Here is a 26,632-nt window from a genome sequence, read left to right as displayed (position 1 = left end):
CGTCGCCGCGGCCTGATACCCGCTTCCCGCAAGGGGACGACGACACGCGATCGACGGCGGGACGAAAGTCCCGCCGTTCTTGTTCATGCTGCCGTATTGGTTTTGCTCCGGGCTCGCCTTAGGTTCGGCCGGGGCGGCGCAGGATGCGCGGCGGATCTTCTGGGAGCAGATGTGTGACGCAAGACAGTGAAACGGGCGGTCCCTCGGGCGAGTTGACCCTGCGTACCATGGCGATGCCCGCCGACACCAATGCCGCAGGCGACATCTTCGGCGGATGGGTTCTGTCGCAGATGGATCTCGCCGGCGGGATCGCGGCGGGCCAGCGCGCCTCCGGTCGGGTGGTCACGATCTCGGTGGAGCGGATGACTTTCATCCGTCCCGTCCATGTCGGCGACGTGCTTTGCGTCTATTGCGCGATTTCTTCCGTCGGCCGCACCTCGATGAAGGTCGCCATCGAGGCCTGGGCGCTGCGCCATCGGCATGGCGTGCGCGAAAAGGTCACGGACGCGAGTTTCACATTCGTTGCCGTGGACGATACCGGCCGCCCACGCCCCGTTCCGCCCGCGCCCGAGGCGGACTGACACGCCGTCGGCGGCCGTGGCATCACCCGGCCGTTTTCAATTGAGTCCGCGACGGCGGCGGCGAGACGGATCGCCTGTCTCGCCGGCACAGGCGTTTGCGAAAGGTCGCTGCCATGCGCGGGTGGCGCTGCGCGATGTCGCGGAAGAGCTCCTCGTCGAGCGCCCGCCGGCAACCCGTCTCCCAAAGTGCCAGCAGCGCTTCCAGACGCTCGGCCCGCACATGTGCCGAAAGCGGCAGTGCCGGTTTTGAGGCATTCGGGGACCCCCCCCAACGCATCCGGCACCCCGCGGCAAGCACGCGCAGCTCCGCGAACCGCTGCGCGTCGCTCGACGGGTCGCCGGATACGGCTGATGCATTGGCGTCGGCGGACGCCCTGGAGGGCGCGATGGACAGTGCGGACATAAAAAATCCTCCTTCGGTTTCCCGAGGAGGACTGGCGCAAACGGTGACCGTTTCGTTGCCGCTTTCGCGGCCACATCCCCATGGCGTTCGCCGATTTCGCAAAATCGGGAAGACCCATCAGGGAAACCACCTTGCCCGGTCGGGCAGGTTGGCGAGGGCGCCAGCCCTTCTCTTGATGATGGGATACCCTATGCCATGAACGGCCGGCTGGCGCAAGCGGGTCTCAGGTCGAGGCGGCCGGTGTCTCGAGCTCTGCGTCGTCGTCCTTCGGCTCCCGGCCCGGATCGTATTCCTCGTGCTCGGCTTCCACCTCGCTGTCTTCCACGCGCGGATCCATGGCGAGCGTTTCCGGCGTGGAGAAGCGCACGCCCGAAGGCATGGCGACGAAGTCTTCGCGGTCTTCCGGTGCGATGGGCTTGCGCTGCGTCATCCGCCACAGGGCAAAGGCGATGAGCGCGGCGTGGGCCGCCGAGGTGACGGCAAAGAGGCCTTGCGGCGTCGTGAAGGTCATCATCGCGGCCGCGAGCACGGGGCCGACGATGGAGCCTGCGCCGAACAGGAGAAGCAGGCCGCCGCTGGTCTTGAGGAATTCGCCCGCCGGCGTGTGGTCGTTCGCATGGGCGACGATCACGGGATACATCGAGTAGATCATCCCGCCGAAGGCGGCGACCAGTCCGATGATTGCCAGATGCGGCAGGCCGCCGCCGACGGCCAGCACGGCGCCGATGGCACAGGCGGCACCGCCGATGCCCACCAGCACGATGCGTCGGTCCATCCGGTCGGACAGGAGCCCGATCGGAACCTGGATCGCGGCGCCGGCAAGCAGCGCAACCGACATCATCGTGGCGATGCTGGTCACGGAAAGACCGATCTGACGCCCGTAGACGGCTCCCAGCGTACCAAAGGCACTGTTTGAGATTCCGACGAGAAAGACGCTGATGACGGCGACCGGCGAATTGTGCCAGAGCATCTTGATGTCGAGCCGCGAATGCAGCAGCGGGACCGGAGCGGCAACCGTGGACAGCGCGGTCGGCAGAAGAGCCAGGGAATAGATGATCGAGCCGATCACGAAGAAGAGATAGCCCGACGGAGATCCCAGCGTGAGCAGCATCTGCCCGACCGTCGTCGCGGCCAGATTGATCATCGTGTAAAAGCCGAAGATCCGCCCCCGGGTTTCCGGCGTGGCGCGTTCGTTCAGCCAGCTCTCGACCACCATCGCAGCCCCGGCGAAACAGAAACCGGACAACGCCCGCAGCGGGATCCACGCGGCAGGGTGCAGAAACACGAGATTGAGCAGAACGGCAATGCCGGCAAGCGAGCAGAACACGCCGAAGGTGCGGATGTGACCGACGCGGCTCACGATCATCGGCGTCATGATACAGCCGGCGACATAGCCGATTGCCCAACCGGTGCCGAGCAGACCAAGGGACGTGTCCGAAAAGCCTTCGGCGGAGCCACGCAGCGGCAGCAGCAGGCCGTGCAGGCCGCCAGCCAGCAGCAGCAGGCCGGAGCCTGCCAGAAGCGCTGCAATGGAAAAGATCTGGCTCATCTTGTCTTGTGCCGTCGGCTCAACTGGTCGGGGCGTCGTCCGGACGCGGCGGGCCAGGGCCGCAGGGAACCGGGCAGGACCGCCAGTCGCATCAGTAATGCGGCGGTTTGGTGATTGCGGGCTGCGGAATCGATGCGTCTTCCAGGTCTTCCACCTGACAGGTCAGGGCGGCGATCTTGCGGGTCAGTCCGTCGATGAGGTCCGCCTGGCGGGACACCACCTCGTTCAGTTCATCAATGGTGTGCGACTGATGGGCAATCTGCTCCTCCAGCCGGTCGATCCGTGCGAGCGTGTCGCTGTCCATTTGCCCACTTTCCAAGGCTTGCCGTGCCAGAATGCGTGTCCTGCGGGCCATCGCCTGATCCGGCCTGCAACCCCCCGCGGCGACGGCAAACCCTAACGCAGTCGCGGGACCGCGTCACGCCAGACGGGGACCAAAAAAACGGGCGGCCCGAGGACCGCCCGTTGAGAGCATTTGAAACCCGCGGAGGATTTCGAAACCGAAACCGCCTGTTGGCGGTTTCGGCCGTTCAGGAGACGGGCTGGCGTTGGACTTCTTAGAAGTCCATGCCGCCCATGCCGCCGCCCGGCATTGCCGGAGCGCCGCCGCCGCCATCCTTCTTCGGCAGCTCGGCGACCATGGCTTCGGTCGTGATGAGCAGGCCGGCGATGGAAGCCGCATCCTGAAGAGCGGTGCGAACGACCTTGGTCGGATCGATGATGCCGGTCTCGACCATGTCGACGAACTTTTCGGTCTGGGCGTTGAAGCCGAAGTTCGGGTCGCTGTTCTCGAGGATCTTGCCGACCACGATCGAGCCTTCGACGCCGGCGTTTTCGGAGATCTGGCGGATCGGGGCTTCAAGCGCGCGGAGCACGATCTTGATGCCGGCCTGGATGTCGGAATTGTCCGACGTCAGAGCCTCGACGGCCTTCTTGGCGCGCAGCAGGGCGACGCCGCCACCCGGAACGATGCCTTCTTCCACGGCCGCGCGGGTCGCGTTGAGGGCGTCGTCGACGCGGTCCTTCTTTTCCTTCACCTCGGTTTCGGTCGCACCGCCGACGCGGATCACGGCGACACCGCCGGCGAGCTTGGCAAGACGCTCCTGCAGCTTCTCGCGGTCGTAGTCCGAGGAGGTTTCCTCGATCTGCGCCTTGATCTGCGACACACGGCCTTCGATGTCGGCCTTCTGGCCGGCGCCGTCGACGATCGTGGTGGTTTCCTTGGTGATCTCGACCTTGTCGGCGGTGCCGAGCATGTCGAGCGTCACGTTCTCGAGCTTGATGCCGAGGTCCTCGGAGATCACCGTGCCGCCCGTCAGGATGGCGATGTCTTCAAGCATGGCCTTGCGGCGATCGCCGAAGCCCGGTGCCTTGACGGCGGCAATCTTCAGGCCGCCACGCAGCTTGTTGACGACGAGCGTTGCGAGAGCCTCGCCTTCCACGTCCTCGGCGATGATGAGGAGCGGACGGCTGGACTGCACGACCGATTCCAGGATCGGCAGCATGGCCTGCAGGTTGGAGAGCTTCTTCTCGAACAGGAGAATGTAGGGCTTCTCCAGGTCCGCGATCATCTTCTCGGCATTGGTCACGAAGTACGGCGACAGGTAGCCGCGGTCGAACTGCATGCCTTCGACGACTTCGAGTTCGGTCTCGAGCGACTTGGCTTCCTCGACCGTGATCACGCCTTCGTTGCCGACGCGCTGCATGGCGTCCGCGATGTCGGCGCCGATCTGCTCGTCGCCATTCGACGAAATGGTGCCGACCTGTGCGACTTCACCGGAGGTGGAGATCTTCTTGGAGCGGGCCTCGAGATCCTTGACGGCGGCTGCGGCGGCGAGATCGACACCGCGCTTCAGGTCCATCGGGTTCATGCCGGCGGCAACGGCCTTGACGCCTTCGCGGACGATGGACTGGGCCAGAACGGTCGCGGTGGTCGTGCCGTCGCCGGCGATGTCGTTGGTCTTGGACGCGACTTCGCGGACCATCTGCGCGCCCATGTTCTCGAACTTGTCTTCAAGCTCGATTTCCTTGGCGACGGAGACACCGTCCTTGGTGATGCGCGGGGAACCGAAGGCCTTGTCGATGACGACGTTGCGGCCCTTGGGGCCGAGCGTGACCTTCACCGCGTTGGCGAGAATGTCGACGCCCTTGAGCATGCGGTCGCGGGCATCTGTCGAAAACTTGACTTCCTTGGCAGACATTATCGTTCGTCTCCTGATGTTTTGGGAACCCGGCTCCCGGCGCGATATCCGCTCACGCCGATGTGCAAAACCTGATGCGGTTCATCTGCGGACGCGGTTCGCGGGCGCGGAAGACGGGCAAAGGGGACTGGCGTGGCTGATCAGCCGACAACGCCCATGATGTCGCTTTCCTTCATGATCAGAAGGTCTTCGCCATCGATCTTGACCTCGGTGCCGGACCACTTTCCGAACAGCACGCGGTCGCCGGCCTTGACGTCCAGCGCGATCAGGTCGCCGTTGTCCTTGCGCGAGCCGGGGCCGACAGCGACGATTTCGCCTTCCTGCGGCTTCTCCTTGGCGGTGTCCGGGATGATGATCCCGCCGGCGGTCTTTTCTTCGGATTCGACGCGGCGAACCACGACGCGATCATGCAAAGGGCGGAACTTCATATCGTGCTCTTTCCTTTTCTGGCCAGCGTGGTACCCCTCCTGTCCGCGCCGGAACTAAGACGGCGCGGCAGCGAACGCAGACCACGTTGGCACTCCGTGAATGAGAGTGCTAACAGCGCGCTTGATGTAGGATGGTGCCGGGTGCCTGTCAATGATTTCCCGGACCGGTTTTTTGCAAAAGCGACCGCATCCGCGACACGTCGATCCTCGCGGTCCGTGGGGGATGCGGTCTCGATCCCGAAACTTGCGGTTTTCGTCCGGAATCGAGCAGCGGCCTAAAGGATTTGGCAATGGCTGGAGCGTAGTCTCCCCGCCATGAAGAACATTGCCGTTTTTGTCAGGGATCTTGTCGCTCAGCGCTCCGGAAACATTGCCATTCCGTTTGCGCTGACGTTTGGCTTCGTGGTGCTTGTCGTCGGGGCCGGGCTTGATTATTCGCGCGCGTCCAACACGAGGGTCAATCTCCAGGCGGCGGTCGATGCCACGGCGCTTGCCGCGAACTACGAGAGCGAGGGCCTGGCGGAAGCCAAGGTCCGGGCCAATGCGACCGACTACTTCAATGCCATCTACAAGGGCGGCGATCCCTCCGCCGTGAAGCTCGATGTGACGGTGGAGCAGGGCACGGTGACCGTGTCGGCGACCGAGGCCGTCCAGACGCTGTTCGGTGGCATGCTCAACGTCGACAAGGTCAATGTCGGCGTGCGGTCGCAAACGGTGATCGGCAAGGCGACATTCGATGTCGTGATGGTGCTCGACAATTCCGGATCGATGGGCGGGAGCAAGCTGAGAACGCTGAAGGATGCCTCGGAGGATCTGGCGGAGACGCTCTTCGCGATCAACGAGAACGGCGACAAGAAAGACCGTGTGAAGATCGGGCTCGTCCCCTTCACCTCCTTCGTCAACATCGGCGGCGACAAGGAAAACGCGAGCTGGATGGACCGGGAGGGTCAGTCTCCGATCCACTGGACCAATTTCGAGACGCGCGCGAACGGGACGCCGGATCCGGCGGAGATGGAAAGCCGGTATTTTTACAACGGCAAGCCCAGCCGTTTCACCCTCTTCAAGCAGCTCAAGCACACCAAGTGGCTCGGTTGCGTCGAGGCTCGTCCGATTCCCTACGACGTCACCGACGATGTGCCCGACAAGCGTGTGCCGGGAACGCTTTATGTACCGGAATTCGCGCCGGACGAACCGGATTACAAGTACAAGCGCCGGAACGACCGCCACTCGAACGATTACATCCGCGACGATTCCGGCGGCTGCCGCAAGAAGGCGTCGAAGGAAGCCCGCAAGAAGGGCCGACCGGAATATCTCTATGCGCAAGAGCGCATGTGCAAGTACCGCAACCAGAACAGGTCTTTCGGCAACTCCTACACAAAGGGGCCGAACTACACCTGTCGCACCCAGCCGCTGACCGATCTGACGACAAACAAGACGGACGTGCTGCGCGATCTGAAAAACATGAGGGCCAATGGCAGCACCAACATCCACCAGGGTGTCGTGTGGGGCTGGCGGGTCCTCTCGCCGCAGGTCCCCTTCACCGAAGGCCGTGTGCGCGAAGAGGACAGCGACGACGAACACGTGCGCATCCTGATCGTCATGACCGACGGCGCCAACACCTATCAGGGGCAGAGTTCGTTCAACAAGACGAACATCAATGCCTATGGCTATGGGCGCGAGCAGCGTCTCGGTCCCGGCGTCGACAGCACCTGGGAGATCGCGCGGGCGATGGACCAGCGCACCGCGCTCGCCTGTCAGAATGCCAAGAAGGACGGCATCAGCGTCTATACCGTTGCGTTCCAGATCAACGATCGCGATACGGTGAACATGATGCGCAACTGCGCATCGAACGCGAACATGGCCTTCGACGCCCGCTCCAACGGCGACCTCGTCGAGGCCTTCGAGCGCATTGCCGACGAAATCAGCAAACTGCGCCTGAACGAGTAAACCGCCGCCGCGCTTCTATTGCGTGCTGTCCGTTCCGCTTCCAGTGGCGTTGTCCCGGATCCGGAACGGCAGACGGATGTCGCCCTGCTTGTCGCTTGCGACATCATGCAGCCGGACCGCCAGCTCGTAGTCGCCGGCGCGCAGGCCGTCGAACCGAAATCGGAGGAGGGCGTGGAATTCCCGCCGTTCGTCGCGGCTGTCGTAGGAAAGCTCCGCAAAGCCGGTCTGCGCCGCCAGCACCTGTCCGGACGGGTTAAGCAACTCGTAGTCCGCGATGAGGCGGATGCCAAAACCCTCAGCGCTTTCCACGAAGCCGTATCCGAGCGGCTGGACATAGACCGTCAGCGTGTCGTCGGGCCCAAAAGCTCTTGCGGTGTCACGCGGCGTGTATTGTCCGAAGCCGCCGGCATCGCCCTCGATGAAGAGGGCCCTGGCAAAGCCCAGAGGCGCATCCGTCCAGGCCTCGGCGCTCGCCGCAAGCGCCGCGCTCAAATCCGGCGCGACCGGGTCCGTCGTTTCCGCGCCCTGCACGGGCGCGGTTGTTACGCCCGTCAGAAGTGCAAGCGCTGCAAGTGCATGGCGGTATCGCGTGCCCCGCCCGTCGCCCTTGTCCGGATGTCCGACCGTGCTCATGAATTGCCCCGCCCCTTGTCGTTTCGCGCGCCCCTGTCGTGCGGCGCACCCTATAGACCGCGGCGCGGCAAACGACAAGATCAACCGGCGAATGCGGTGAACGCGGGCGTCGTGCCATTCATCCGCTCGGTCCAGGACTGGCGTTTGCGGTAGATGGTGGACGGGGAGATTTCCAGGGCGGCCGCGGCCTTGGCGATGTTTCCGTCAAAGGCCGTCAGGGCGGTTTCGATAATCCGCCGTTCCTGCGCCCAAAGCGGCTCGATCTCGTCGATCGGCCGGCCCGCCGCCGGGGCGGCAAAACCATCGCGCAGCGGTTCCAGTCGCGTCGACAGGCCTTCGCCGAGAAGAAAGCCCGGGAGCATTTCGGCACGCAATGCCTCGCCGTCATGCAGAACGACAGCCTGGCGGATCGCGTTTTCCAGCTGGCGGACATTGCCCGGCCAGTCGTAGGTCAGGAGCTTCTCGCCCGCGCAGCCGGCGATCTCGAGAAAGCGGCGGCTTTCCTCTACGCAGAAGCGGGCGAGGAAAGCCTGCGCCAGCGGCAGGATGTCCTCGCGCCGGTCGCGCAACGCCGGCAGGCGCACCGGCAGAACGTGAAGCCGGTAAAACAGGTCCTCGCGGAACCGTCCTTCGGAAATCTCTGTCATCGGATCGCGGTTCGTCGCGCAGACGATGCGCACGTCGACCGTGCGCTGACGGGTGTCGCCGACGCGTTGCACCGCTCCCGTCTGGACGAAACGCAGGAGTTTCGACTGCAGCGCCAGGTCCATCTCGCCGATCTCGTCGAGAAAGAGCGTGCCGCCGTCCGCCGCTTCGGCGGCGCCAACGTGCATGTCGCTTGCACCGTCGGTGGCGCTGTTCATGTGCCCGAACAGCTCGCTTTCCATCTGTTCGCCGGGAACGGCGGCACAGTTGATCGCGATGAAGGGCCCCTTGCGACGTGGCGAGCGGCTGTGGATCGCCGCCGCGCAAAGGTCCTTGCCGCTGCCGGATTCACCCGTGATGAAGACGGGGGCGGCGGAGGGGGCCATGCGGTCGATCTGGTCATAGACCTCGCGCATGCGTGGGGATCCGCCGACGAAGGTCTCGAAGCGGAAGGGTTCGCCGTCGCCGGATCCGGCAGCGGAGGAGGGCGCGCGCGCCGCACGACGGGAGCCGTCGGCACGGGTCGGGCGGGCGTTCTGGATGAGGAAGCGGTCGATCTTTTCTGCGGCCGATGCCGGATCGACCCCGGCGGAAATCACGTCATGCGCGCCGGCCTCCATGGCCGAGAGACTGCGCGACAGCGACTGCCCGGTGCTGACCGCCATCAGGAAGGCCTGCGGCTGCGCTGCGGCGAGGCGCGACAGGTGACCGTCCTGACCGAGCGTTTCGAGATCGACGATCATCACGTCGGGCCGCACCTGGGTGCTTGCCGCGTAGAACGGTTCGAAACTGTGATAAGCCAACGGCGTTGCGCAAGGGTGATCCATTGCGTCGACGATTGATCCCGCGAGATTGCGCATCGAGCCGTTGCCGTCGAGAACGGCCAGCCGGATTTGCCCCTCAGCGCCATGCATGGATTCCATGCGTTGGCGACCCCCTTTTGTTCAGCCGAAACGTCGGCATCGAATTGATTTGCCGTTAGAATCTTCGCCGGACATGGTAAATAAAGCGTTTCCGGCTGAAATCTCTGCGACCCGGCGCGTGCAATGCGCCGGGGATTGGCTCAAAACCTCGCTGTTTGGTTGCGGGCTTCTGCGGATAGGTTGGGCGCACCGCCGGTGCTAAGGTCGCGCCGGATCCGAAGAAGGACCGGTTTGGACCGTCCGCGGCAATGGGGACCCATGAAACGATTTGCGCTTTTCTTCCTGTTGATCGTCCTTGCCGCAGCCGGGGCGGGTGCCCTTTGGTGGTGGTCCGCGCGCCCCGTTGCGGTCGCGCTTGTGTCGCCGCAGAGCGGACGGGCGGCGGATGTGGTCTATGCCACCGGCGTCGTCGAGCCCGAGCGCTGGGCCAAGGTGACGAGCGTCCTGCGCGAGCGCATCATCGAGATGTGCGCCTGCGAGGGCGAGACGGTGACGCAAGGGACGGTGCTTGGCCGTCTCGATGCGTCCGATGCGCGTGCGACCGCCGCCGAACTCGAGGCGCGCGTGCAACTGTCGAAGCAGAACCTCGAGCGGGCCGTCGGCCTGCTGGAGCGCCGCGTGATTTCGCAGCGCGCCTTCGAACAGGCGGAAAACGACCATTCCCGCGCTGTCGCGCTGCTGGCCGCGCAGACGGCGCGCCTGTCGGATTACGAACTGAGCGCGCCGATGGACGGCCAGGTGCTGCGTCGCGATGGCGAGGTCGGGGAGGTCGCCGAACCGGGCGCGGTGCTGTTTTGGGTCGGCAAGCCCCGTCCGCTGCGCGTGGTCGCGGATGTCAACGAGGAAGACATTCCCCTGGTGCGCACCGGGCAAAAGGCGCTGGTGCATGCCGACGCCTTTCCCGGTCGGTCGTTCGACGCGGTGGTTGACCAGATCACGCCCAAGGGCGATCCCGTCCTCAAGACCTACCGGGTCTATCTGACGTTTTCCGATCCGCCGCCGCTGATGATCGGCATGACCAGCGACGTGAACATCGTCGTCAAGGTCGTCGAGGACGCGATGCTGGTGCCGCTGTCGGCGGTCGACGGCAATCGCGTGCTGGTGCTTGGCGCCGACGGCCGTCTCGCGGCGCGCGCGCTGGACATCGGCATCCGCGGCACCGAAACCGTGCAGGTGCTCGACGGTCTCGCATCGGACGCGCGGGTGGTCGCCGTGTGGCGCGACGGTCTGGAGCCGGGCCTGGCGGCGCGCCCGCTCGCGGGGGCGGACGGGGCGGAGGGCGCGCAATGAGGGGCGGCGCCTGCAGTGTCGCCGGCGCGTGCCGGAGCGTGTCGCCGTGCCGCTGATCCTGTCGATCGCGCTCACCCATGTCGGCGGACGGTTTCGCCAGAGCATCGTGTCGGTGCTGGGCGTGATGCTCGGGGTCGGGTTTTCCATCGCGATGGCCGCCCTGATGGAGGGCTCCCAGCGCGATTTCGTCGCCACGCTGGTCGATGCCATTCCGCATGTCGAGGTCAGCGACGACCGCCGCGACCCCGCTCCTCCGCCGGCCGCCGCCCGCTTCGACGCGGTGAATGTGATCGGTGCGCGTCCCGACGACGACACGCGCGGATTGCGCAACCCGGTGCGCATCAAGGCGATGCTGGAAAACTGGCTTCCCGGCGGGATGGCGGCCTCGCTCTCCGGCCAGGCGGTGTTGCGCTACGGGGGCAAGGATGTCGCGGTCGCGCTCACGGGCGTGGATCCTGCCGCGCATCTGCGCGTCTCCACCATCGGCGAGGACATGCGTGCGGGCGCCTTCATGGATCTCGCCGCCGATCTGAACGGCCTGATCATCGGCGACGGCGTCGCCGACAAGATCGGCGCCAACGTCGGCGACACGCTGGCGGTGTCGACCTCCTCCGGCGCGGTGCGCCGGTTGAAGGTGATCGGCCTGTTCCACACGGGCGTCACCCAGGCCGACGATGCGACCGGCTATACGGTTCTCAAGACCGCGCAGGTGCTGTTTTCGAGGCCCAATGCCATCAACCGCCTGTCGATCCGGCTGAAGGACGTGAATTCCGCGCGCGCGGTCGCGCAGCGCGTGGAGCGCATGACAGGATACCGCGCCACGTCCTGGCAGGAGGCCAACGAAAGCCTGATGGAGGTGCTGATGGTGCGCAATATCATCATGTACACGGTTGTCGGCGCGATCCTGCTCGTGGCCGGTTTCGGCATTTTCACCATCGTCTCGACCATCGTCCACGAGAAGGCGCGCGACATCGCGATCCTGAAGTCGCTGGGCTTCGATCAGGCCGACATTCGCCGGATTTTCCTGATGGAGGGGCTGTTCATCGGCATCGTCGGCTCGGTGCTCGGTTCGGTGCTCGGCTATGGCCTGAGCGTCTTTCTCGGATCGCTGGCGTTCGAGGTGAAGACGAATGTCGAGCTGACCTCGTTGCCGATCTACTACAGCGCCTGGCACTATGCGATTGCCTGCGGGTTCGCGCTGTTTTCCGCCGGCATCGCCGGCTACCTGCCGGCAAGGCGCGCCGCGCAGCTGAATCCGGTCGACATCATCCGGGGGGCGTCATGAGCCTGTCCGCCCAGACAAGGCCCCCGGCCGGCGCCGCCGCACCGCCGTTGATCGAGGCGCGCGGACTGACGCGCATCTTGCCCGGTCTGGTTCCGGTGACGCTGGTGCGCGACATCGATCTGACCATCGGGGCGGGGGAATTCGTCGCGATCACCGGGCCGTCGGGCTCCGGCAAGTCGTCGCTGCTCTACCTTCTGGGCCTGCTGGATGCCCCGACCCGGGGCGAGGTGCTGATCAACGGCCACCCGACCCATCTGCATTCCGAGACGCGGCGTGCGCGCGAGCGGCTGTCGACCCTGGGTTTTGTGTTCCAGTTCCATTTTCTGCTGCCGGAGTTTTCGGTCGCCGAAAACGTCATGATCCCGATGCGCAAGCTCAAGAGACTGGGAACGCGGGACATGCGCGCCCGGGCGGTCCGGATGCTGGGCGAACTCGGGCTGGAGGAGCATGTCGACAAGCTGCCGATCCAGCTGTCGGGCGGTCAGCGCCAGCGCGTCGCGGTGGCGCGCGCGCTGGCCAACGATCCGCCGGCCATTCTCGCCGACGAACCGACCGGAAGCCTCGACAGCAAATCCTCCGAACAGGTCTTCCAGATTTTGCGCAAGCTCGTCGACGACCACGGCAAGACCGTGATCGCCGTGACCCACGACCTGGAGATGGCCGCGCGCATGGATCGCCGGCTGCATCTGGTCGACGGCATGCTGGCCGATCCGTGAGCGAGAACGGCGCCGCTCAGGAGGCGGGAACGTCGTAGCCGGCGGCTTCCACCACCGCGACCAGTCTGTCCCTGGGCAAGTCGCTTTCGATGCGCGCGTGGCCGCTCTGAAGGTCGATTTCGGTCTTTGCTGCCGGGTCGGCGGTCGCGATCGCGCGCTCCACCGATGTCGCGCAGCCCTGGCATGCCATGCCCTCGATCCGCAGTTCGATCATGATGCCGTCTTTCTCCATGCTGTTGAGATCGGGATACTGGCGACACACTGGCGGTTACAGTCGCTGGAACGTCAAGACCGCAGAAGTCCCGATGCGGACAGGACCGGCAAGGTCGGCGCGGCTTGCAGCGTGTTGCATGAAGGGTGGAGACTCGGAAGAATCGGCGTATTCATGCACTATTGAGCGGCAGGGTGATTCGGCCGAGCCGAAGGACGAGTATGGCACGCGCGACAACGATCTTCATTTTCCTCTGCATGGGCGTGATTGCGGCTTCCGTGTCCGCGATCATGTTGTTCCAGTTCGCCCGTCCCGCGGGCGAGGCCTTCTCGCTGGGGTTGGCGATCCTGTGCGCGATGGTCGTGGTGCATCTGGTGTTCACGCGACAGCGCGACCGCAGCGACGTCAGCGCGCGGGTGGCCGAGCTTGAGGAGCGCGTCCTGGAGGTCGATCAGGATGTCGGCAACCTCGAGGGCCGGCTCACCGGCATGGAAACCAACCTGCCGCGCCGCACCCGCGAGGAAATCGACCCGCTCTTTGCCGAGGTCGAAGTGCTTGGCAGCCTGATCAAGCAGATGGCCGAGGCGATGGCGGGGATGGAAGACCGCATCGACGAGCAGGACCAGCGTCTTGTCGCGCCGCCGCAGCCGCGCGAGCGCCTTGGCCATTACGAGGAGGCGCCGCGCGCGCTTGGCTATTCCGGGATCGACCGGACGAACGAACAGGCGCCCCCGCCGCCGCGTGTCGACCCCGAGCCGCGCCGCGCCCCGCAACCGCCCCCGGCGGTCGGCCCGCGCGAAACGCCGCCGGATCTCGCCCTTCGCCGCACCATCCAGGAGGCGCTCGACAACAACCGTGTCGATCTCTTCCTTCAGCCGCTGGTGACGCTTCCCCAGCGCCAGGTGCGCGACTACGAGGCGCTGACGCGCATCCGCGATCACAATGAAGTCTATCTGGAACCGGTCGATTTCATCGAGGAGGCGACTCGCGCCGGAATGATGCCGGCCATCGACAATCTGATGCTGTTTCGCGCGATCCAGGTGCTGCGCCGGCTGACCAATCGCAACCGGCGGTCCGGCCTTTTCGTCAACCTGTCGTCGCAAACGCTGGTCGACGAGAAGTTCTTCCCGGGTTTTCTGGATTTTCTGCGCGCCAACGACGGCTTCAGCGATCAGCTGACATTCGAGTTCAGCCAGCGCGATGTCTCGGAAATGGGCGCGCTGGAGCACGAAAGCCTCGCTGCCCTTGCGGATCTGGGCTTTCGCTTCTCCATCGACCGGGTGACAAATCTGCGCCTCGATTTCAAGGCGTTGTCGGACCGGGGTTTCCGTTATGTGAAACTTCACGCCGGCCGGCTGGTCGGGGCGGAACGCATGCCGGACAGCCATATTCATCCGGCCGATCTCGGCGATCTGCTGCGTCGGTTCGCGATGGAACTGATCGTCGATCACATCGAGACGGAAGCGCAGGTTCTTGAGGTGCTCGATCTCGATGCCCGCATCGGCCAGGGCTACCTGTTTTCCCCGCCGCGGCCCGTGCGCCCGGAGGTGCTCCAGGGCCGCCCGCCCAAGGCGATGCGCCGGGCGGCCGAATAGGCGTCTCTTGGACGCCTGGGGTTGATGACAAACTCTTAAGGACGCGTCATCCCGGACGCCGCGCAAGCGGCGATCCGGGGTCGGGGAGCCTCTGCATTTTGCGGGTATCGCACCGCAATACAAAGGGTCCCTGCTCTCCGGTGCCGGGTCGCGCATCCGATTGCCCGGAATGAAAGCGGGAAAGCACTCGCACCCGTCGTTGTCGGTCTCACGCGTCTCTCGGACGCGTCGGTAGGCGCCGGCGGCGTCAGCTTGCGCCGGCGCCCACCGTCACCACGATCGGATCTGCATTGGCGAGCAAACGCTCCGCCACGCGGCGGATGTCGTCGAGCGTGACCGCGTCGATCATCGCGTTGCGATTGTCGATATAGTCGAGGCCGAGCTCCTCCATCTGGATGCCCAGCAACTGGCTGGCGATCTTGTCGGACGTATCGAAGCGCAGCGCGTAGGATCCGGTGAGGAAGGCCTTGGCCTTCGCCAGTTCCTCCGCGCTCGGGCCGTCCTTGGCCATGCGTGTCATCATCGCCGTGATGATCGCGATCGTTTCCGGAGCCCGGTCGGAGCGGGTGCCGGTCGCCGCCAGGAAGGCGCCCGAGTGGTCATAGGGCACCAGGTAGGAGCCGACCGAATAGGCCAGGCCGCGCTTCTCGCGCACTTCCTCGTAGAGCCAGGACGAGAACGAGCCGCCGCCGAGAATGTGGTTCATCACGTAAGCGGGAATGAAATCGGGATCGTCGCGTTTCAGGCCCGGCAGGCTGAGGCGGATCGAGGTCTGCGGCACATCGAAGGCGACGTCCTTGCGGATGCCGGTCTTCGGCGTGACGTCGCCGACCGGAGTGAGGTCCGCGTTTTCCGGCAGATCGGCGAAGGTCGCGTCGAGCAGCGCCGCGAGGCGCTCGGCATCGATGGCGCCGACGACGGAGATCTTGAGTTCACCGCGCGCAACGAGCCGCCCGTGCAGCGCCTTGAGGTCTGCCGGCGTCAATGCGGTGACGCTTTCTTCCGTTCCGTTCGACGGACGGCCGTAGGGGTGGTCCGGGTAGGCGGTTTCGGACATCACCCGGCTCGCGATCGCATCGGGATCCTTCTGCTCGCGCCTGAGGCCGGAGACGATCTGGCGCTGCATGCGGCCAACCGCCTCCGCGTCGAAGCGCGGTTCGTTGACGGCGATGCGCAGGAGCTCGAAAGCCTCGTCGACATTGGGCGTCAGCGTGCGCAGCGAGCCGTAAAAGGCATCGCGGCCGGCGTCGAAGCCGATCTTGACGGCCAGGTCCTCCAGCCGCTGTCGGTAGGCCTGCGAATCCAGTTCGCCCGCGCCTTCGTCGAGCGTTGCCGCCATCAGGTTGGCAAGGCCGGCCTTGCCGTCCGGATCCTGCGCCGATCCGCCCGCGAAGGCGAAATTGACGGCCACGATGGGCACGGTGTGATCCTCGACCAGCCAGGCGGTCAGCCCGCCCGGCGTTTCCACCGTCTGGATCTCGACCGCCCGTGCATCGACGGTGGCAATTGCGAGCGAGGCAATGACGGCGAAGGCCACAAGGCCGGTGCGCCAAAGGGCGGGCAGACGGGCGGCGGGTCGTGCGGCGGCGGTTGAAATCCCCATGACGGGCATCTCCGTATTGATGAAAGGATGAAGGAGCGGCCTGCATCGGGCACCTTGGGCGCCCGATGCCGCGTGACTACTGCTTTGCGGTCGGGGCGCTGGCGGCTTCGGGCGCTCGCAGATAGGCGGTGACGGGGCGCGGTGCGAGATAGGTTTCGGCCGCCTTGCGCACGTCTTCCGCTGTGACGGCGCTGATCGCGCCTGGCCAGCTGCGCACCTGCTCGATGGTCGAGCCGGTGGTCAGCGCCACGCCGAACATGCGCGCAAGGCTCGACTGGCTGTCCTGGGCGTAGAGTGCCGACGACAGCAGGCCGGTCTTGGCCCGCTCGAGTTCGGCTTCCGTGACGCCTTCGGCGATCAGCGTGTCGATGACCCCGCGCGTCGCCGCACCGAGATCCTCCAGAGAGGTTCCGTCGCTGGGCACGGCATAGACCATGAAGCGGCTGTCATCGAGGGTGCTCGACTGGTACCAGCCGCCGGCGGAGGAGGCGATGCCCTGGTCGATCACCAGGGAGCGATAGAGCCGGCTGGTGCTGCCGCCGCCCAGGATCTCGGCGAGAATGTCGAGGGCAGGGGCGTTGTCGGCCTCGTCCGTCGTGTAGCTCGGAACGAGCCAGGCTTTGCGCAAATTGGGCTGATTGACGCGCGGATCGGCGAGGTCGACCTCAAGCGCACCCGGTACGCGTTGCGCGCGGGGACGAACGCGGTCTCCCGGATCGGCGCGCTGCGCGACCTTGCCGTAGGTGTCCTCGGCCATCGTGCGGACCGTCTCGGCGTCGACGTCGCCGGCAACGATCAGGATCGCGTTGTTGGGCGTGTAGAACTGGTCGTAGAAGGCAATCGCATTGTCCTTCGACAGCGCGGATATCTCGCTCGGCCAGCCGATCACCGGCGTTCCGTAGGGGTGATTGACGTAAAGCACCGCGTCGAGCGTTTCGCCCAGCATCGCGCCGGGATCGTTTTCCACGCGCATGCGCCGTTCTTCCAGAACGACGTCGCGCTCCGGCGCCACCACCGCGTCGGTCAGGATGAGGTTTTCCATGCGGTCGGCCTCCAGCGCCATCATCTCGGGCAGGTGCTCCCGGGCTATGCGCTGGAAATAGGCCGTGTAGTCATTGGAGGTGAAGGCGTTTTCCTGTCCGCCGATGGCCGCGACGCGCTTGGAAAAGGCACCGTCGGGGTTCTTTTCCGTGCCCTTGAACATCAGGTGTTCGAGGAAATGCGCCACGCCGGACATGCCGGCCGGCTCGTCCGCGGCACCGACCCTGTACCAGATCATGTGGGTGACCACGGGCGCGCGGCGATCCGGGATCACGACGACCTCCAGACCGTTGTCGAGGCGAAAGCTCTCGATGTCGCCGCCGATCTTGATGTCGGCGAAGGCCGCCGCATCGGCGGCTTTGAGCGGGGCCGCCACTGTCGGGGCGGCGAAGAGGGATGCGCCCGGCACCGCGAGCGCAAGCGCCAGCGCGGAAGCGAGGAAAAGACGCGGGAGAGCGGAAGCGGACTGCGGCACGGCATTGCTCCGGAAACGGGTTTGTGTCTTGGCTTTACAGGATATAGGCGCTTGGCGCGCAAAAGCCCGTGAACTTTTCGTAAGGTCGGTCAGGTTCGCGGTGTCGTCTCCCGCTGCGCGAGGCATGCGAAGGCAATCGCCGAACAGGCGGGAGAGGATTTTGTCTGGACCGTGGCAGCGGCGCCGGCCGCGTTAGTCGATCGTGCGGGCCGAGCGGCCGTTCATGATCTGCTCGGTCGTGCTGATTTCCGGCGCGCGGTTCACCGTTTTCGGTGCGGCCATCGGCGCGTCCGCGGACGGCGTGGAATAGGCCGTCGGCGGTTCGATCAGATAGCGGCGGACAGGCACGCCGTTCTCGTCGACGGGAATCGCCGAGGTTTCGGCGACTCCGACGCGCTGGTTGAGCTCGTTCGGCTTCATCTTGCCGCTTTCCAGCCGGTCTTCATTCCGGCGTTCGGCGGCATAATTGCGGTCGTCGCCGCCGGAGACAAGCTGCTGGATACCCCGCGACTGGCGCGCGTTGCTGCGGCCGTCGCCATCCAGATCCGAACTCCCGCGCCCGTCGTTGCGATAAACTTCCTGAATGCGCTTCAGGTCGTCGTCGTTTTGCGTCGGCCAGTTGGCGACCTGTTCGGGTGCCTCGGGCGGAGGCAGCGTGTCGAGTTTGCTGGGCATCGCCAGCGGTGCGCGTGGCGTGTACTCGATCTTCGCTTCGGACTTGGCGTCCACCGCACCAAGACCTTCCATCAGGCCGCGGATCATCGCCGTGTCGGGGGCCTCGTCCGTTTCCGTGCCGTCGTTGAACCCGTCCGATCCGGTCTGGCAGGCCGCAAGCAGAAGCGCAGAGGCGCAAACGGCGAAAAGGCCGGCGCGGCTGCGCCGCAGCGTGGAAGAGGAAAGGGAGACCTTCTGGCGACGCGACACGGCGGCGATCCTTGTACGGTTTCCGGCCTGTCGCCGCGTCCGAGGATGCGGGGCGGCCGGGTCACTTGCATGCGAAAGACAGCGCAAAGCGGACCGGCATCGGTCCCTTTGAGGCAGCTGCACTCAGACGGCCCAATACGGCATCATTAGGGCCGCTTTTGAAAACTGTCATACAGCAGGCCGGCCACGCCGGCAACGATCCACACGTCGGCGAGGTTGAACACGTACCAGGAGAAGCTTCCGACGTGGAAATGAAAGAAGTCGGCGACCGCTCCGTAGACGACGCGATCAATGCCGTTGCCGAGCGCGCCGGCGAGCACCAGCCCGAAGGAGATCGCCGGCAGCCGCCGGTCGCTTTGCGCGCCCCAGATCCAGAAAACGATGGATATGACGAGCGTCACGGCAACCAGCACCCAGCGGCCGAAAGCGCCGTCTTGCTGGAACAGGCCGTAGGAGACGCCGTAGTTCCACACCATCACCAGATCGAAGAACGGCGTCAGAGCGACGCGTCCGCGCGCGGCGATCTCGTAGCCGTAGAGCATCCAGGCCTTGAAGGCCTGATCGGCGATCAGGCCGGCCAGCCCGATTGCCAGGATCAAGCCGCTCATCGGTCCCCAGAGGCGCGATCGTGTCATGTCGGTTTCCGTGTGCTGGTGTGCGGTTGGCGTTTTCCGGCGCCGCGGGGGCGGCGCTCAGTCCGGCGGGCCGGTGCGGGTGGCGCGAGCGGCCATTTCGGCACGGCTGAGGCGGTGTTCGCGATGGGCGATATAGATGCCGCTGCCGACGATCAGCGCAATTCCGAGCCACGTCGGTCCGTCCGGAAAATCGCCGAAGACCAGATAGCCGAACAGCGTGGCGCTGACGATTTCCAGATAGTTGAACGGCGCAAGTACCGAGGCCGGGGCGGCGGCGAAGGCCTTGACGATCAGGCCGTGTGCGAAGAAGGAAATCGCGCCGACAATGGCCAGAAGCCCCCAGGAGGGAAGGTCGGGCATCACCGGCGTCGCGTCCTCGATCCCGGCGGCGGTGCCGCCGACGGTCAGCGCGCCAAGCAGGATCGCGCCGCCAAGGCCTGCCGAAAACTGCACGCTCAGCATGGAGCCCTCGCCAGACAGGCGGCGCGTGATGACCAGATAGAGCGCGAACAGGAAGGCGGCCGCCAGCGGCAGCAGCGCGGTCGGCCCGAATTCCGTGAACCCCGGGCGGATGATGATCATCGCGCCGATCAGCCCGACGAAGACCGCGCTCCAGCGCCGCGGTCCGACGGATTCGCCCAGGAGCAGCGCGGACAGGACCGTGAGGATCATCGGCTCGACGAAAAAGATCGCGATGGCGTCGGCGATCGGCATGGTCTTCAGCGCGGTGAAGAAACAGGCCGATGCGCCGGAGAGAAAAAAGCCGCGCAGCAGATGCGGCCACAGCCGCGGCGCCTTCAGAGCCGCGAGCCCCGGTCCGATTGCCGCGGTGAGAAAGGCAAACAGCATCTGGAAGGCGAACCGGCCGAGCGTGATCTGCAACGGCGGAAGGGCGCCGGTCAGGTATTTCGCGACCGTGTCCATCAGCGGCACCATGAGCATCGCAAAGCTCATCAAGGCGATGCCGCGCATCACGGTGATGCTGGGCGCGGGAATGGGCAGGGGCGCGCTCAAGCGCCGGCATCCTCGCCGGGGAGGCCGTTCTGCGTTCTGTCAAGGGAGCCGAGCGGGGTCAGGCTGGCAAGGGCGGCGCGGGCTTCCGCGCTGTCGCGGTCCATCTGGGCGATCAGCGCCTGTGCGTTGTCGAAGCGCAGCTCCGGCCGCAGATAGGCGGCCAGCATGACGCGCAGACGCTTGCCGTAGAGATCGCCGGAGAAGTCGAAGAGAAAGACTTCCAGGAGCGCGGCGCCATTGTCGAAGGTCGGGCGGCGGCCGTAGCTTGCCACTCCGTCGATCCAGCGCCCGTCGACGCAGGTCCGCACCGCATAGATCCCGTGCGCGAGCTGCGTTTCAGCCGGCAGTGCGAGATTGGCGGTCGGATAGCCGAGATCGCGGCCGCGCTTCTCGCCGTGGCGAACCTCCGCTTCCACCGACCAGCGATAGCCGAGCAGCGCGTTGGCGAGAACGACGTCGCCCTCCGCCAGTGCCGCACGGATACGGCTTGAGGAGACCGCCGTGGCGCTTTCGTCGGTTTCCGCGGTGACGATGGTCACGCCGAAACCGTCAGCTGCTCCCGCCTCGCTGAGGAACTCCGGGGTGCCGCGCCGCGCCCGGCCGAAATGGAAGTCGTAGCCGGTCACCGCATGGCAGATGCCGAAGCGGGACTGAAGAATGTCGGTGACGAAGGCTTCCGCCTCGATGCCGGCAAAGGCGCGGGTGAAGGGCACGGACACGATCGCATCGAGTCCCATCGCCTGGATGATGCGGGCCTTTTGGGCCGGCGGGGTCAGCCGGAAGACCGGCTTGTCGGGCGCAAACACGCTGCGCGGATGTGGCTCGAAGGTCAGCGCATAGGCCGGAACGCCGGCATCCTTTGCCTGTGCCAGCGCCGTCTTGAGAACCCGTCGGTGGCCACGATGTACCCCGTCGAAGTTTCCGATTGCGACGACCCCGCCGCGAAGATGGGCCGGGAAGGCGTCGAGATCGTCAATTGCGACGAAGCGGGAAGGCGAATGTTCGTTCATCTGGATCGGGCCACTCACCGGCCGCGGTGGCCGGCCGAAACGGGAAGACGGCCGGCGGCGTGCCGGCGGGTTCTGTCGGGCGGGGCCGCGACATTGCGCCCCGTCCGCAGGTTTGGCGGACCCTGCCCATTCTCCCGGGAAACGTCAAGCGCGCGGGTCGTCGCTTTCGGTGTCGCTGCGCAGCGGCACCTTGACGACGGCTTCTCCTTCCAGGACCACCGTCTCTCCGACGGCGCATTTGCAGTCGAGCCGCGCACGGTTCCCTTTTTCCATCAGTTCCGCAACGGTCACCGTCACGGTCACGTCGTCGCCGATTCGCACCGGCGCGCGGAAATTGAGCGTCTGCGACAGATAGATCGCGCCCGGACCCGGCAGTCGCGTGCCCAGGACCGCGGAAATCAGGCTTGCAGTGTAGAGGCCATGGGCGATGCGCGTGCGAAACGGGGTGCGCGCCGCGAAGTGCTCGGACAGGTGGATGGGATTGCGGTCTCCGGACACTTCGGCGAAACCAACGACATCGGAGGAATTCACGGTCTTGATAAGGCATTCGCTTTGCCCGACGGAAAGGTCCTCGAAGTACAGTGTTTGCAGGGTGAGCATGACGCGATCTTTTTCCTCCCGATAGTGAAATACTGGTGCCTGGCGAAGCTAGGCGCTGATGCGATCAAGGGCAATTGAGCTTTTGAGGAAGAAGGGACTGGCAAATTAACGGAGTTTTCAGCCCCCGGCGTCTAAAGTCTTACAGCGTGGGGAGGCGGGGACACGAAATGTGTCTTCCTCCTGAAGACAACAAAGCATCAGACGCCCGTTCAACGGGTCGGGCAGATTGACAGTATGGAGTAGACAATGGCCCTTGATGTTCAGATGCCGGTCCTCGTGGTGGACGACTACAAGACCATGATCCGCATCATTCGCAACCTGCTCAAGCAGCTCGGTTTCGAGGATATCGACGACGCTGCCGACGGTACGGAAGCGCTGGAGAAGATGAAGCAGCGCCGCTATGGCCTGGTGATCTCCGACTGGAACATGGAACCGATGACCGGATATGAGCTGCTGAAGCAGGTCAGGGCCGACGCCGGTCTCTGCAAGACCCCCTTCATCATGGTGACCGCGGAATCCAAGACGGAAAACGTGATCGCCGCGAAGAAGGCAGGCGTGAACAACTACATCGTGAAGCCGTTCAACGCGCAGACGCTGAAGGGCAAGATCGAGGCCGTGTTCGCCGAATAACCGGCGCCTGCCGAAGCCGGTTGAAGTGTATCTCCGGCGGCGGTGCCGCCGGCGAATGAGGGAGTGTGCGTCCGCGGGCGCGCAAGGGGCTCTTCGCATCGATGGTGCGGAGCGGGCTTGGCCTGTATCCGGTCCCGGCAGACAAGAAAGGGTGTCATGGGCGCTCTCAGAAAAGAAGACGTTACGAGCCTGATCACCTTCCTTGAGAAAAACAAGGATCGCGACGGCAACGTGACACTGAACGACGTGATCGACCTGGCGGAGATGATGACCGGGTCCATGCGCGAGTTCCTCGGCGCTGTGCAGCCGACCGTTACCGCCGAACTCACGGCGATCGCCGACGAGATCTCGCGGCTGAAGACCGAGATCCTTCAGCTGCGCCCCAACGACATGAAGGACAACCAGATTCCGGAAGCCGGCCGCGAGCTGGATGCCATCGTCGAGGCGACCGAATCCGCGACCCATACGATCATGGAGTCGGCGGAAACGATCATGGCGGCCGACGACGACATGGATCCGGCGGATTACCGGGCATTCGTCAACGACAAGATGATCGAGATGTTCGAGGCCTGCGCCTTTCAGGACATCACCGGCCAGCGGATTTCCAAGGTGGTGAACGCGCTCAATGCAATCGACCGCCGGGTCACCGGATTCGTCGAGCGGCTGCGCATTACCGAATGCGACGATGCACCGGCCGAGGAAACGGATGAAGACCGGCGCAAGCGCGACCTGATCCTGCACGGACCCCAGCATGCCGGCGAGGGCGTGTCCCAGTCCGACGTCGACGACATGATGTCGACGGAGGCTCCAAAGGACGCCCAGGACGAGATCGACAAGCTCTTCGGATAGGCGCGCCCCTCGGCGCGCCCGTGTTCCCGGCACCCGTCAAGAGGTGCCGCATTGCCTGGCCAGCGCCCCCGCGAGTGGCCGGTGACCTGAAAAGCCGGTTCCCGACAGGGAGCCGGCTTTTTCTCATGCGCTTGGCCGGAGCCTGGCGCCTACCAGACCAGCCCGGCGATTGCGGCGCGGGCGTGCAACCCTTCTTCCTCGAGCCGTTTGCGCACGAGGCTTTCCACCGGCGCGCCGGCGGGCCCGAAATCCGCGCCGTGAATGCCGCCCGTGATGAACAGCACGTCGATCTCGTTCGCCACCGCGCCGCGGATATCCGTCGGCAGACCGTCGCCGATCGCGAGAATGTCCGACTTTGCCACCGGTGCGCCGGAAAGCTCGGCGACACGGGCAAGCGCTGCCTCGTAGATCGGCGCATGCGGCTTGCCGAGGATCGTCACCTGGCCGCCGAGATCCTCGTAGAGCCTTGCGAGCGCGCCCGCGCACCAGATCAGCGTCGAGCCGCGTTCCACCACGATATCGGGATTGGCGCAGAGCAGGGGAAGGTCGCGCGCGACCATGCGCTCCAGCAGCGCGCGGTAGTCCTCCGGCGTCTCGCGCTCGTCGTCGACAAGGCCGGTGCACACCACCTGGCCGGCGCCGGCCTCGTCGGTGAGCGTCAGCTCCAGTCCCGTAAACAGGCTGTGATCGCGCTCCGGGCCGATGTGCATCACGGGAATGTCGCTGTGCGCCTGAAGCTGGGCGCGGGTGACGTCGCCCGACGTCACCACCGCATCGAAGGCGTCGCTCGAAACGCCGAGCCGGGCAAGCTGCTCCAGGATCGGCGGCGAGGGACGCGGCGCGTTGGTGATCAGCACCACCGTGCCGCCGCTTTCCGCGCGATAACGCTGCAGCGCCTCGCAGGCCTTGGGAAAGGCGGCCACACCATTGTGCAGCACGCCCCAGACATCGCAGAGCACGGCCTTGTAGGCGGGTGCCAGAGCGGACAGGCCGGGAACGAGCAGCGGATTGTGTGTGGACATGGCTCTCTCTTGGCTGCGGCGGGATCTTGCCGGGAGGGAAGTCTGATAGTGTTGACTTCGAAGAATCGACCGCCGACATGACGGTCGTATGGCGGCGCGGCGGACCATAGACGATCCGCCCCCGCGAAGGAAAGCGGCGGGATCCTCGCCCGGGAGCCGGCGAGGGGCAGGGAGCCAATATGACGATCCGGCAGTTGAGCGACCATGCGATCAACCAGATCGCCGCGGGCGAGGTGATCGAGCGCCCCGCCAGTGTGGTCAAGGAACTGGTGGAAAACGCCATCGACGCCGGCGCACGCCGGATTTCCGTTGCAACGGCCGCCGGCGGCAAGACGCTGATTCGGGTCGATGACGACGGCTCCGGCATGCGCGGCGACGATCTTCCGCTCGCCATTGGCCGGCATTGCACCTCGAAACTCTCCGAGAACGACCTCTTCGACATCCGCTCGCTCGGCTTTCGCGGCGAGGCGCTTCCTTCCATCGGCGCGGTCGGGCGCCTGTCGCTCACCTCGCGCCACGGCGACGACCCGCACGGCTGGACGATCTCCGTGGAGGGCGGTGCGCGCGGCGAGATCCGCCCGGCAAGCCGCCCGTCGGGAACCCAGGTGGAGGTGCGCGACCTCTTCTTCGCGACGCCCGCGCGGCTGAAGTTCCTCAAGTCCGACCGGGCGGAGGCCTCCGCGATCACCGATGTCGTCAAGCGGCTGGCGCTGGCGCATCCGTCCGTGCGCTTCGAGTTGTCGGGCAGCGACCGCCAGACGCTGACCTATGCGTCCGCCACCGGCGAGACCGCGCTTCAGGCGCGCATGGCGCAGGTGATGGGCCAGGAGTTTGTCGACAACGCCTGCGAGATCGATGCGGAGCGCGAGGACGTGCGGCTCTACGGGCTTGCGGGTCTTCCCACCTATCACCGTGCCAACACGCTGGCGCAGTTCTTCTTCGTCAACGGCCGGCCCGTGCGCGACAAGCTCCTGATGTCGGCCTTGCGCGGCGCCTATGCCGATGTGCTGGCGCGCGACCGCCATCCCGTTGTGGCGCTCTTCATCGAGATCGACCCGCGGCTGGTCGACGTCAACGTGCATCCGGCCAAGGCGGATGTGCGCTTTCGCGACGCGCAGCTCGTGCGCGGCCTTGTCGTCGGCGCGCTGAAACAGGCCTTTGCGGCGGCGGGACACATGGCCTCCTCGCACAATGCCACGGCCGCGCTCTCCGCGTTTTCCGGCGGGACGGGCGGCGGTGTTTCGGGGGCAAGTGGCGCCGCGCCGGCACGCGACTGGCGCGCCATGCCCGACCGACGGGGAACGACGGACTGGCGCGCGTCCGCCTATCGTCCGCTGCAAGCCGACGCCGGTTTCGACGCGCCCGATCAGGCGGGATTTGCGACGCTCAGCCAGCCCTCGGCCGATGCGCGCGCGCATGAGGGCGATGTGCCGGAAGATCGCATGGCCCGTCCGCTGGGGGCCGCGCGAGCGCAGATCCACGAGACCTATGTCATCGCCCAGACCGAGACCGGCCTGGTCATCGTCGACCAGCATGCAGCACACGAACGGCTCGTCTACGAACGGCTGAAAACGGCGCTTGCGGAACGCGGCGTCGCCAGGCAGGGCCTGCTGATCCCGGAAATCGTCGAATTGCCGGAAGAAGATGTCGCGCGTCTTGTCGAGCGGGCGGAGGAACTGGAGGCGGTCGGCCTCGTGCTGGAATCCTTCGGTCCCGGTGCCATTGCCGTCAGGGAGACCCCGGCGATGCTCGGGCAGATCGACATTCGCGGGCTGGTGCGCGATCTCGCCGACGATCTCGCCGAATGGGACAAGGCAACACGCGTGCGCGAGCGTCTGGATCACGTCGCCGCCACCATGGCCTGTCACGGTTCGGTGCGTGCCGGGCGGCGCATGCGGCCGCAGGAAATGGACGCGCTGTTGCGCGACATGGAGGCAACGCCGAACTCCGGCCAGTGCAATCACGGCCGTCCGACCTGGATCGAACTGAAGCTCGCCGACATCGAGCGGCTGTTCGGCCGCAAATAGGCGTTGCGGGCGCTGTCGTCACGAAACGGTCGCGGTCTTCATGGCAGGAACGGAACGGGCGGGCTTTTCGGCGCGTCGCGGACCGGGATGCGCGCATGGGCCGGAAACTCGCCCCGATACTTGTCTGGAGTGCCGCGCTGGTGTTGATCGCGCTCGGTCTTTTGACGGTGTGGCTGCCGATTCCGACCGGTGTGCCGCTCATCGCAGGCGGTGCGTTCCTGATCCTCGCCACCAGCCGGCAAGCGGTCCGCTGGCTGCGGGCACGCCGGCGTCGCAATCTCGATTTCAACCGCCTGATGAGCGGGCTGGAAGACCGGGCCCCCGCGCCGATGGCGCAGGTGCTCAGGCGCAGCCGCCCGCGTTCCCCGGCCCGCCCGTCCGGGCCTGCCTGAGCG

The 26,632-nt window shown here is 65.7% G+C and carries 26 protein-coding genes and 1 riboswitch; of the genes, 10 read left to right on the top strand and 16 right to left on the bottom strand.

What is annotated here, in order from left to right; translation table 11 throughout:
* Positions 1 to 227 precede the first annotated feature (227 nt).
* Positions 228 to 581 carry an acyl-CoA thioesterase gene (locus G572_RS0121715; RefSeq protein WP_084650431.1) on the top strand — a complete coding sequence of 118 codons (354 nt, stop codon included), beginning with the start codon at positions 228 to 230 and terminating at the stop codon, positions 579 to 581.
* A gap of 22 nt (positions 582 to 603) precedes the next feature.
* On the opposite strand, the gene G572_RS0121710 is transcribed toward G572_RS0121715, so the two are convergent.
* The 5 genes from G572_RS0121710 to groES all read right to left on the bottom strand — a co-directional run bounded on the left by G572_RS0121710 (position 604) and on the right by groES (position 5,162).
* On the bottom strand, positions 604 to 984 hold the full coding sequence (locus G572_RS0121710) for a hypothetical protein (protein ID WP_029060254.1): 381 nt from the start codon (positions 982 to 984) through the stop codon (positions 604 to 606).
* 41 nt (positions 985 to 1,025) lie between these two features.
* Positions 1,026 to 1,168, bottom strand: a riboswitch (SAM-I-IV-variant riboswitch).
* Positions 1,169 to 1,207: 39 nt separating this feature from the next.
* A complete protein-coding gene (locus G572_RS25235; protein ID WP_084650430.1) occupies positions 1,208 to 2,533 on the bottom strand; it encodes an MFS transporter in 1,326 nt (441 codons plus the stop codon).
* A gap of 91 nt (positions 2,534 to 2,624) precedes the next feature.
* Positions 2,625 to 2,837, bottom strand: coding sequence for a SlyX family protein (locus G572_RS0121700; RefSeq protein ID WP_029060253.1), 213 nt, complete (start codon positions 2,835 to 2,837; stop codon positions 2,625 to 2,627).
* Between the two features lie 253 nt (positions 2,838 to 3,090).
* Complete coding sequence (gene groL / locus G572_RS0121695) at positions 3,091 to 4,734, bottom strand: chaperonin GroEL (RefSeq protein ID WP_029060252.1); 1,644 nt, start codon at positions 4,732 to 4,734, stop codon at positions 3,091 to 3,093.
* Between the two features lie 140 nt (positions 4,735 to 4,874).
* Positions 4,875 to 5,162, bottom strand: a complete 288-nt coding sequence (gene groES, locus G572_RS0121690) for a co-chaperone GroES (protein ID WP_029060251.1) — start codon at positions 5,160 to 5,162, stop codon at positions 4,875 to 4,877.
* 315 nt (positions 5,163 to 5,477) lie between these two features.
* Here groES and G572_RS0121685 point away from each other — a divergent pair, with 315 nt between their 5' ends.
* Entirely contained in the window at positions 5,478 to 7,109 is a 1,632-nt protein-coding gene (locus G572_RS0121685) for a TadE/TadG family type IV pilus assembly protein (protein WP_029060250.1), read from the top strand.
* A gap of 15 nt (positions 7,110 to 7,124) precedes the next feature.
* On the opposite strand, the gene G572_RS25230 is transcribed toward G572_RS0121685, so the two are convergent.
* Both G572_RS25230 and G572_RS25225 read right to left on the bottom strand, forming a co-directional pair.
* A complete protein-coding gene (locus G572_RS25230) occupies positions 7,125 to 7,742 on the bottom strand; it encodes a hypothetical protein (protein WP_051242915.1) in 618 nt (205 codons plus the stop codon).
* 80 nt (positions 7,743 to 7,822) lie between these two features.
* Entirely contained in the window at positions 7,823 to 9,310 is a 1,488-nt protein-coding gene (locus tag G572_RS25225; RefSeq protein ID WP_051242914.1) for a sigma-54 interaction domain-containing protein, read from the bottom strand.
* Positions 9,311 to 9,568: 258 nt separating this feature from the next.
* Here G572_RS25225 and G572_RS0121670 point away from each other — a divergent pair, with 258 nt between their 5' ends.
* Genes G572_RS0121670 through G572_RS0121660 form a run of 3 tightly spaced genes read left to right on the top strand, consistent with a single transcriptional unit; the run spans position 9,569 to position 12,601 of the window.
* Entirely contained in the window at positions 9,569 to 10,600 is a 1,032-nt protein-coding gene (locus G572_RS0121670; RefSeq protein WP_029060249.1) for an efflux RND transporter periplasmic adaptor subunit, read from the top strand.
* A 46-nt stretch (positions 10,601 to 10,646) separates the two neighbouring features.
* Positions 10,647 to 11,885: an ABC transporter permease gene (locus G572_RS0121665; protein WP_029060248.1), complete on the top strand. Its 1,239-nt coding sequence runs from the start codon at positions 10,647 to 10,649 to the stop codon at positions 11,883 to 11,885.
* On the top strand, positions 11,882 to 12,601 hold the full coding sequence (locus tag G572_RS0121660; protein WP_051242911.1) for an ABC transporter ATP-binding protein: 720 nt from the start codon (positions 11,882 to 11,884) through the stop codon (positions 12,599 to 12,601). Before G572_RS0121665 ends, G572_RS0121660 begins: the two co-directional genes overlap by 4 nt.
* A 16-nt stretch (positions 12,602 to 12,617) precedes the next feature.
* Here G572_RS0121660 and G572_RS0121655 read toward each other — a convergent pair whose 3' ends face one another.
* A complete protein-coding gene (locus G572_RS0121655) occupies positions 12,618 to 12,815 on the bottom strand; it encodes a heavy-metal-associated domain-containing protein (RefSeq protein WP_037547878.1) in 198 nt (65 codons plus the stop codon).
* Between the two features lie 218 nt (positions 12,816 to 13,033).
* Between G572_RS0121655 and G572_RS0121650 the strand changes: the two genes are divergently transcribed.
* Entirely contained in the window at positions 13,034 to 14,407 is a 1,374-nt protein-coding gene (locus G572_RS0121650) for an EAL domain-containing protein (RefSeq protein WP_029060245.1), read from the top strand.
* Between the two features lie 247 nt (positions 14,408 to 14,654).
* Here G572_RS0121650 and G572_RS0121645 read toward each other — a convergent pair whose 3' ends face one another.
* The 7 genes from G572_RS0121645 to G572_RS0121615 all read right to left on the bottom strand — a co-directional run bounded on the left by G572_RS0121645 (position 14,655) and on the right by G572_RS0121615 (position 21,709).
* On the bottom strand, positions 14,655 to 16,010 hold the full coding sequence (locus tag G572_RS0121645) for a M16 family metallopeptidase (RefSeq protein WP_029060244.1): 1,356 nt from the start codon (positions 16,008 to 16,010) through the stop codon (positions 14,655 to 14,657).
* A 76-nt stretch (positions 16,011 to 16,086) separates the two neighbouring features.
* Positions 16,087 to 17,526: a M16 family metallopeptidase gene (locus tag G572_RS0121640; protein ID WP_051242909.1), complete on the bottom strand. Its 1,440-nt coding sequence runs from the start codon at positions 17,524 to 17,526 to the stop codon at positions 16,087 to 16,089.
* Between the two features lie 192 nt (positions 17,527 to 17,718).
* Positions 17,719 to 18,450: a hypothetical protein gene (locus tag G572_RS25220; protein ID WP_051242908.1), complete on the bottom strand. Its 732-nt coding sequence runs from the start codon at positions 18,448 to 18,450 to the stop codon at positions 17,719 to 17,721.
* Between the two features lie 146 nt (positions 18,451 to 18,596).
* On the bottom strand, positions 18,597 to 19,085 hold the full coding sequence (lspA, locus tag G572_RS0121630; protein ID WP_029060242.1) for a signal peptidase II: 489 nt from the start codon (positions 19,083 to 19,085) through the stop codon (positions 18,597 to 18,599).
* Between the two features lie 57 nt (positions 19,086 to 19,142).
* Entirely contained in the window at positions 19,143 to 20,099 is a 957-nt protein-coding gene (locus G572_RS25215; protein WP_245566271.1) for a DMT family transporter, read from the bottom strand.
* Entirely contained in the window at positions 20,096 to 21,109 is a 1,014-nt protein-coding gene (locus G572_RS25210; RefSeq protein ID WP_051242904.1) for a bifunctional riboflavin kinase/FAD synthetase, read from the bottom strand. The genes G572_RS25215 and G572_RS25210 overlap by 4 nt, the downstream gene beginning before the upstream one ends.
* A 144-nt stretch (positions 21,110 to 21,253) precedes the next feature.
* A complete protein-coding gene (locus G572_RS0121615) occupies positions 21,254 to 21,709 on the bottom strand; it encodes a MaoC family dehydratase (RefSeq protein ID WP_029060241.1) in 456 nt (151 codons plus the stop codon).
* A 246-nt stretch (positions 21,710 to 21,955) separates the two neighbouring features.
* Between G572_RS0121615 and G572_RS0121610 the strand changes: the two genes are divergently transcribed.
* Together G572_RS0121610 and G572_RS0121605 are read left to right on the top strand one after the other, a co-directional pair.
* Complete coding sequence (locus tag G572_RS0121610; protein ID WP_029060240.1) at positions 21,956 to 22,339, top strand: response regulator; 384 nt, start codon at positions 21,956 to 21,958, stop codon at positions 22,337 to 22,339.
* A 156-nt stretch (positions 22,340 to 22,495) separates the two neighbouring features.
* Positions 22,496 to 23,188, top strand: a complete 693-nt coding sequence (locus G572_RS0121605) for a protein phosphatase CheZ (protein WP_029060239.1) — start codon at positions 22,496 to 22,498, stop codon at positions 23,186 to 23,188.
* Positions 23,189 to 23,337: 149 nt separating this feature from the next.
* On the opposite strand, the gene G572_RS0121600 is transcribed toward G572_RS0121605, so the two are convergent.
* Positions 23,338 to 24,210 carry a TIGR01459 family HAD-type hydrolase gene (locus tag G572_RS0121600; protein WP_029060238.1) on the bottom strand — a complete coding sequence of 291 codons (873 nt, stop codon included), beginning with the start codon at positions 24,208 to 24,210 and terminating at the stop codon, positions 23,338 to 23,340.
* Positions 24,211 to 24,389: 179 nt separating this feature from the next.
* Between G572_RS0121600 and mutL the strand changes: the two genes are divergently transcribed.
* Both mutL and G572_RS0121590 read left to right on the top strand, forming a co-directional pair.
* Complete coding sequence (gene mutL / locus G572_RS0121595; RefSeq protein ID WP_029060237.1) at positions 24,390 to 26,237, top strand: DNA mismatch repair endonuclease MutL; 1,848 nt, start codon at positions 24,390 to 24,392, stop codon at positions 26,235 to 26,237.
* Positions 26,238 to 26,332: 95 nt separating this feature from the next.
* Positions 26,333 to 26,629, top strand: a complete 297-nt coding sequence (locus G572_RS0121590) for a hypothetical protein (RefSeq protein WP_051242902.1) — start codon at positions 26,333 to 26,335, stop codon at positions 26,627 to 26,629.
* The last annotated feature ends 3 nt before the right edge of the window (positions 26,630 to 26,632 follow it).

It is taken from the genome of Stappia stellulata DSM 5886, assembly GCF_000423705.1.
In the GTDB taxonomy this organism is placed as follows: domain Bacteria; phylum Pseudomonadota; class Alphaproteobacteria; order Rhizobiales; family Stappiaceae; genus Stappia; species Stappia stellulata.
The sequence above is the reverse complement of the archived record's forward strand: the minus strand, read 5'-3'. Positions and strand labels throughout refer to the sequence as shown.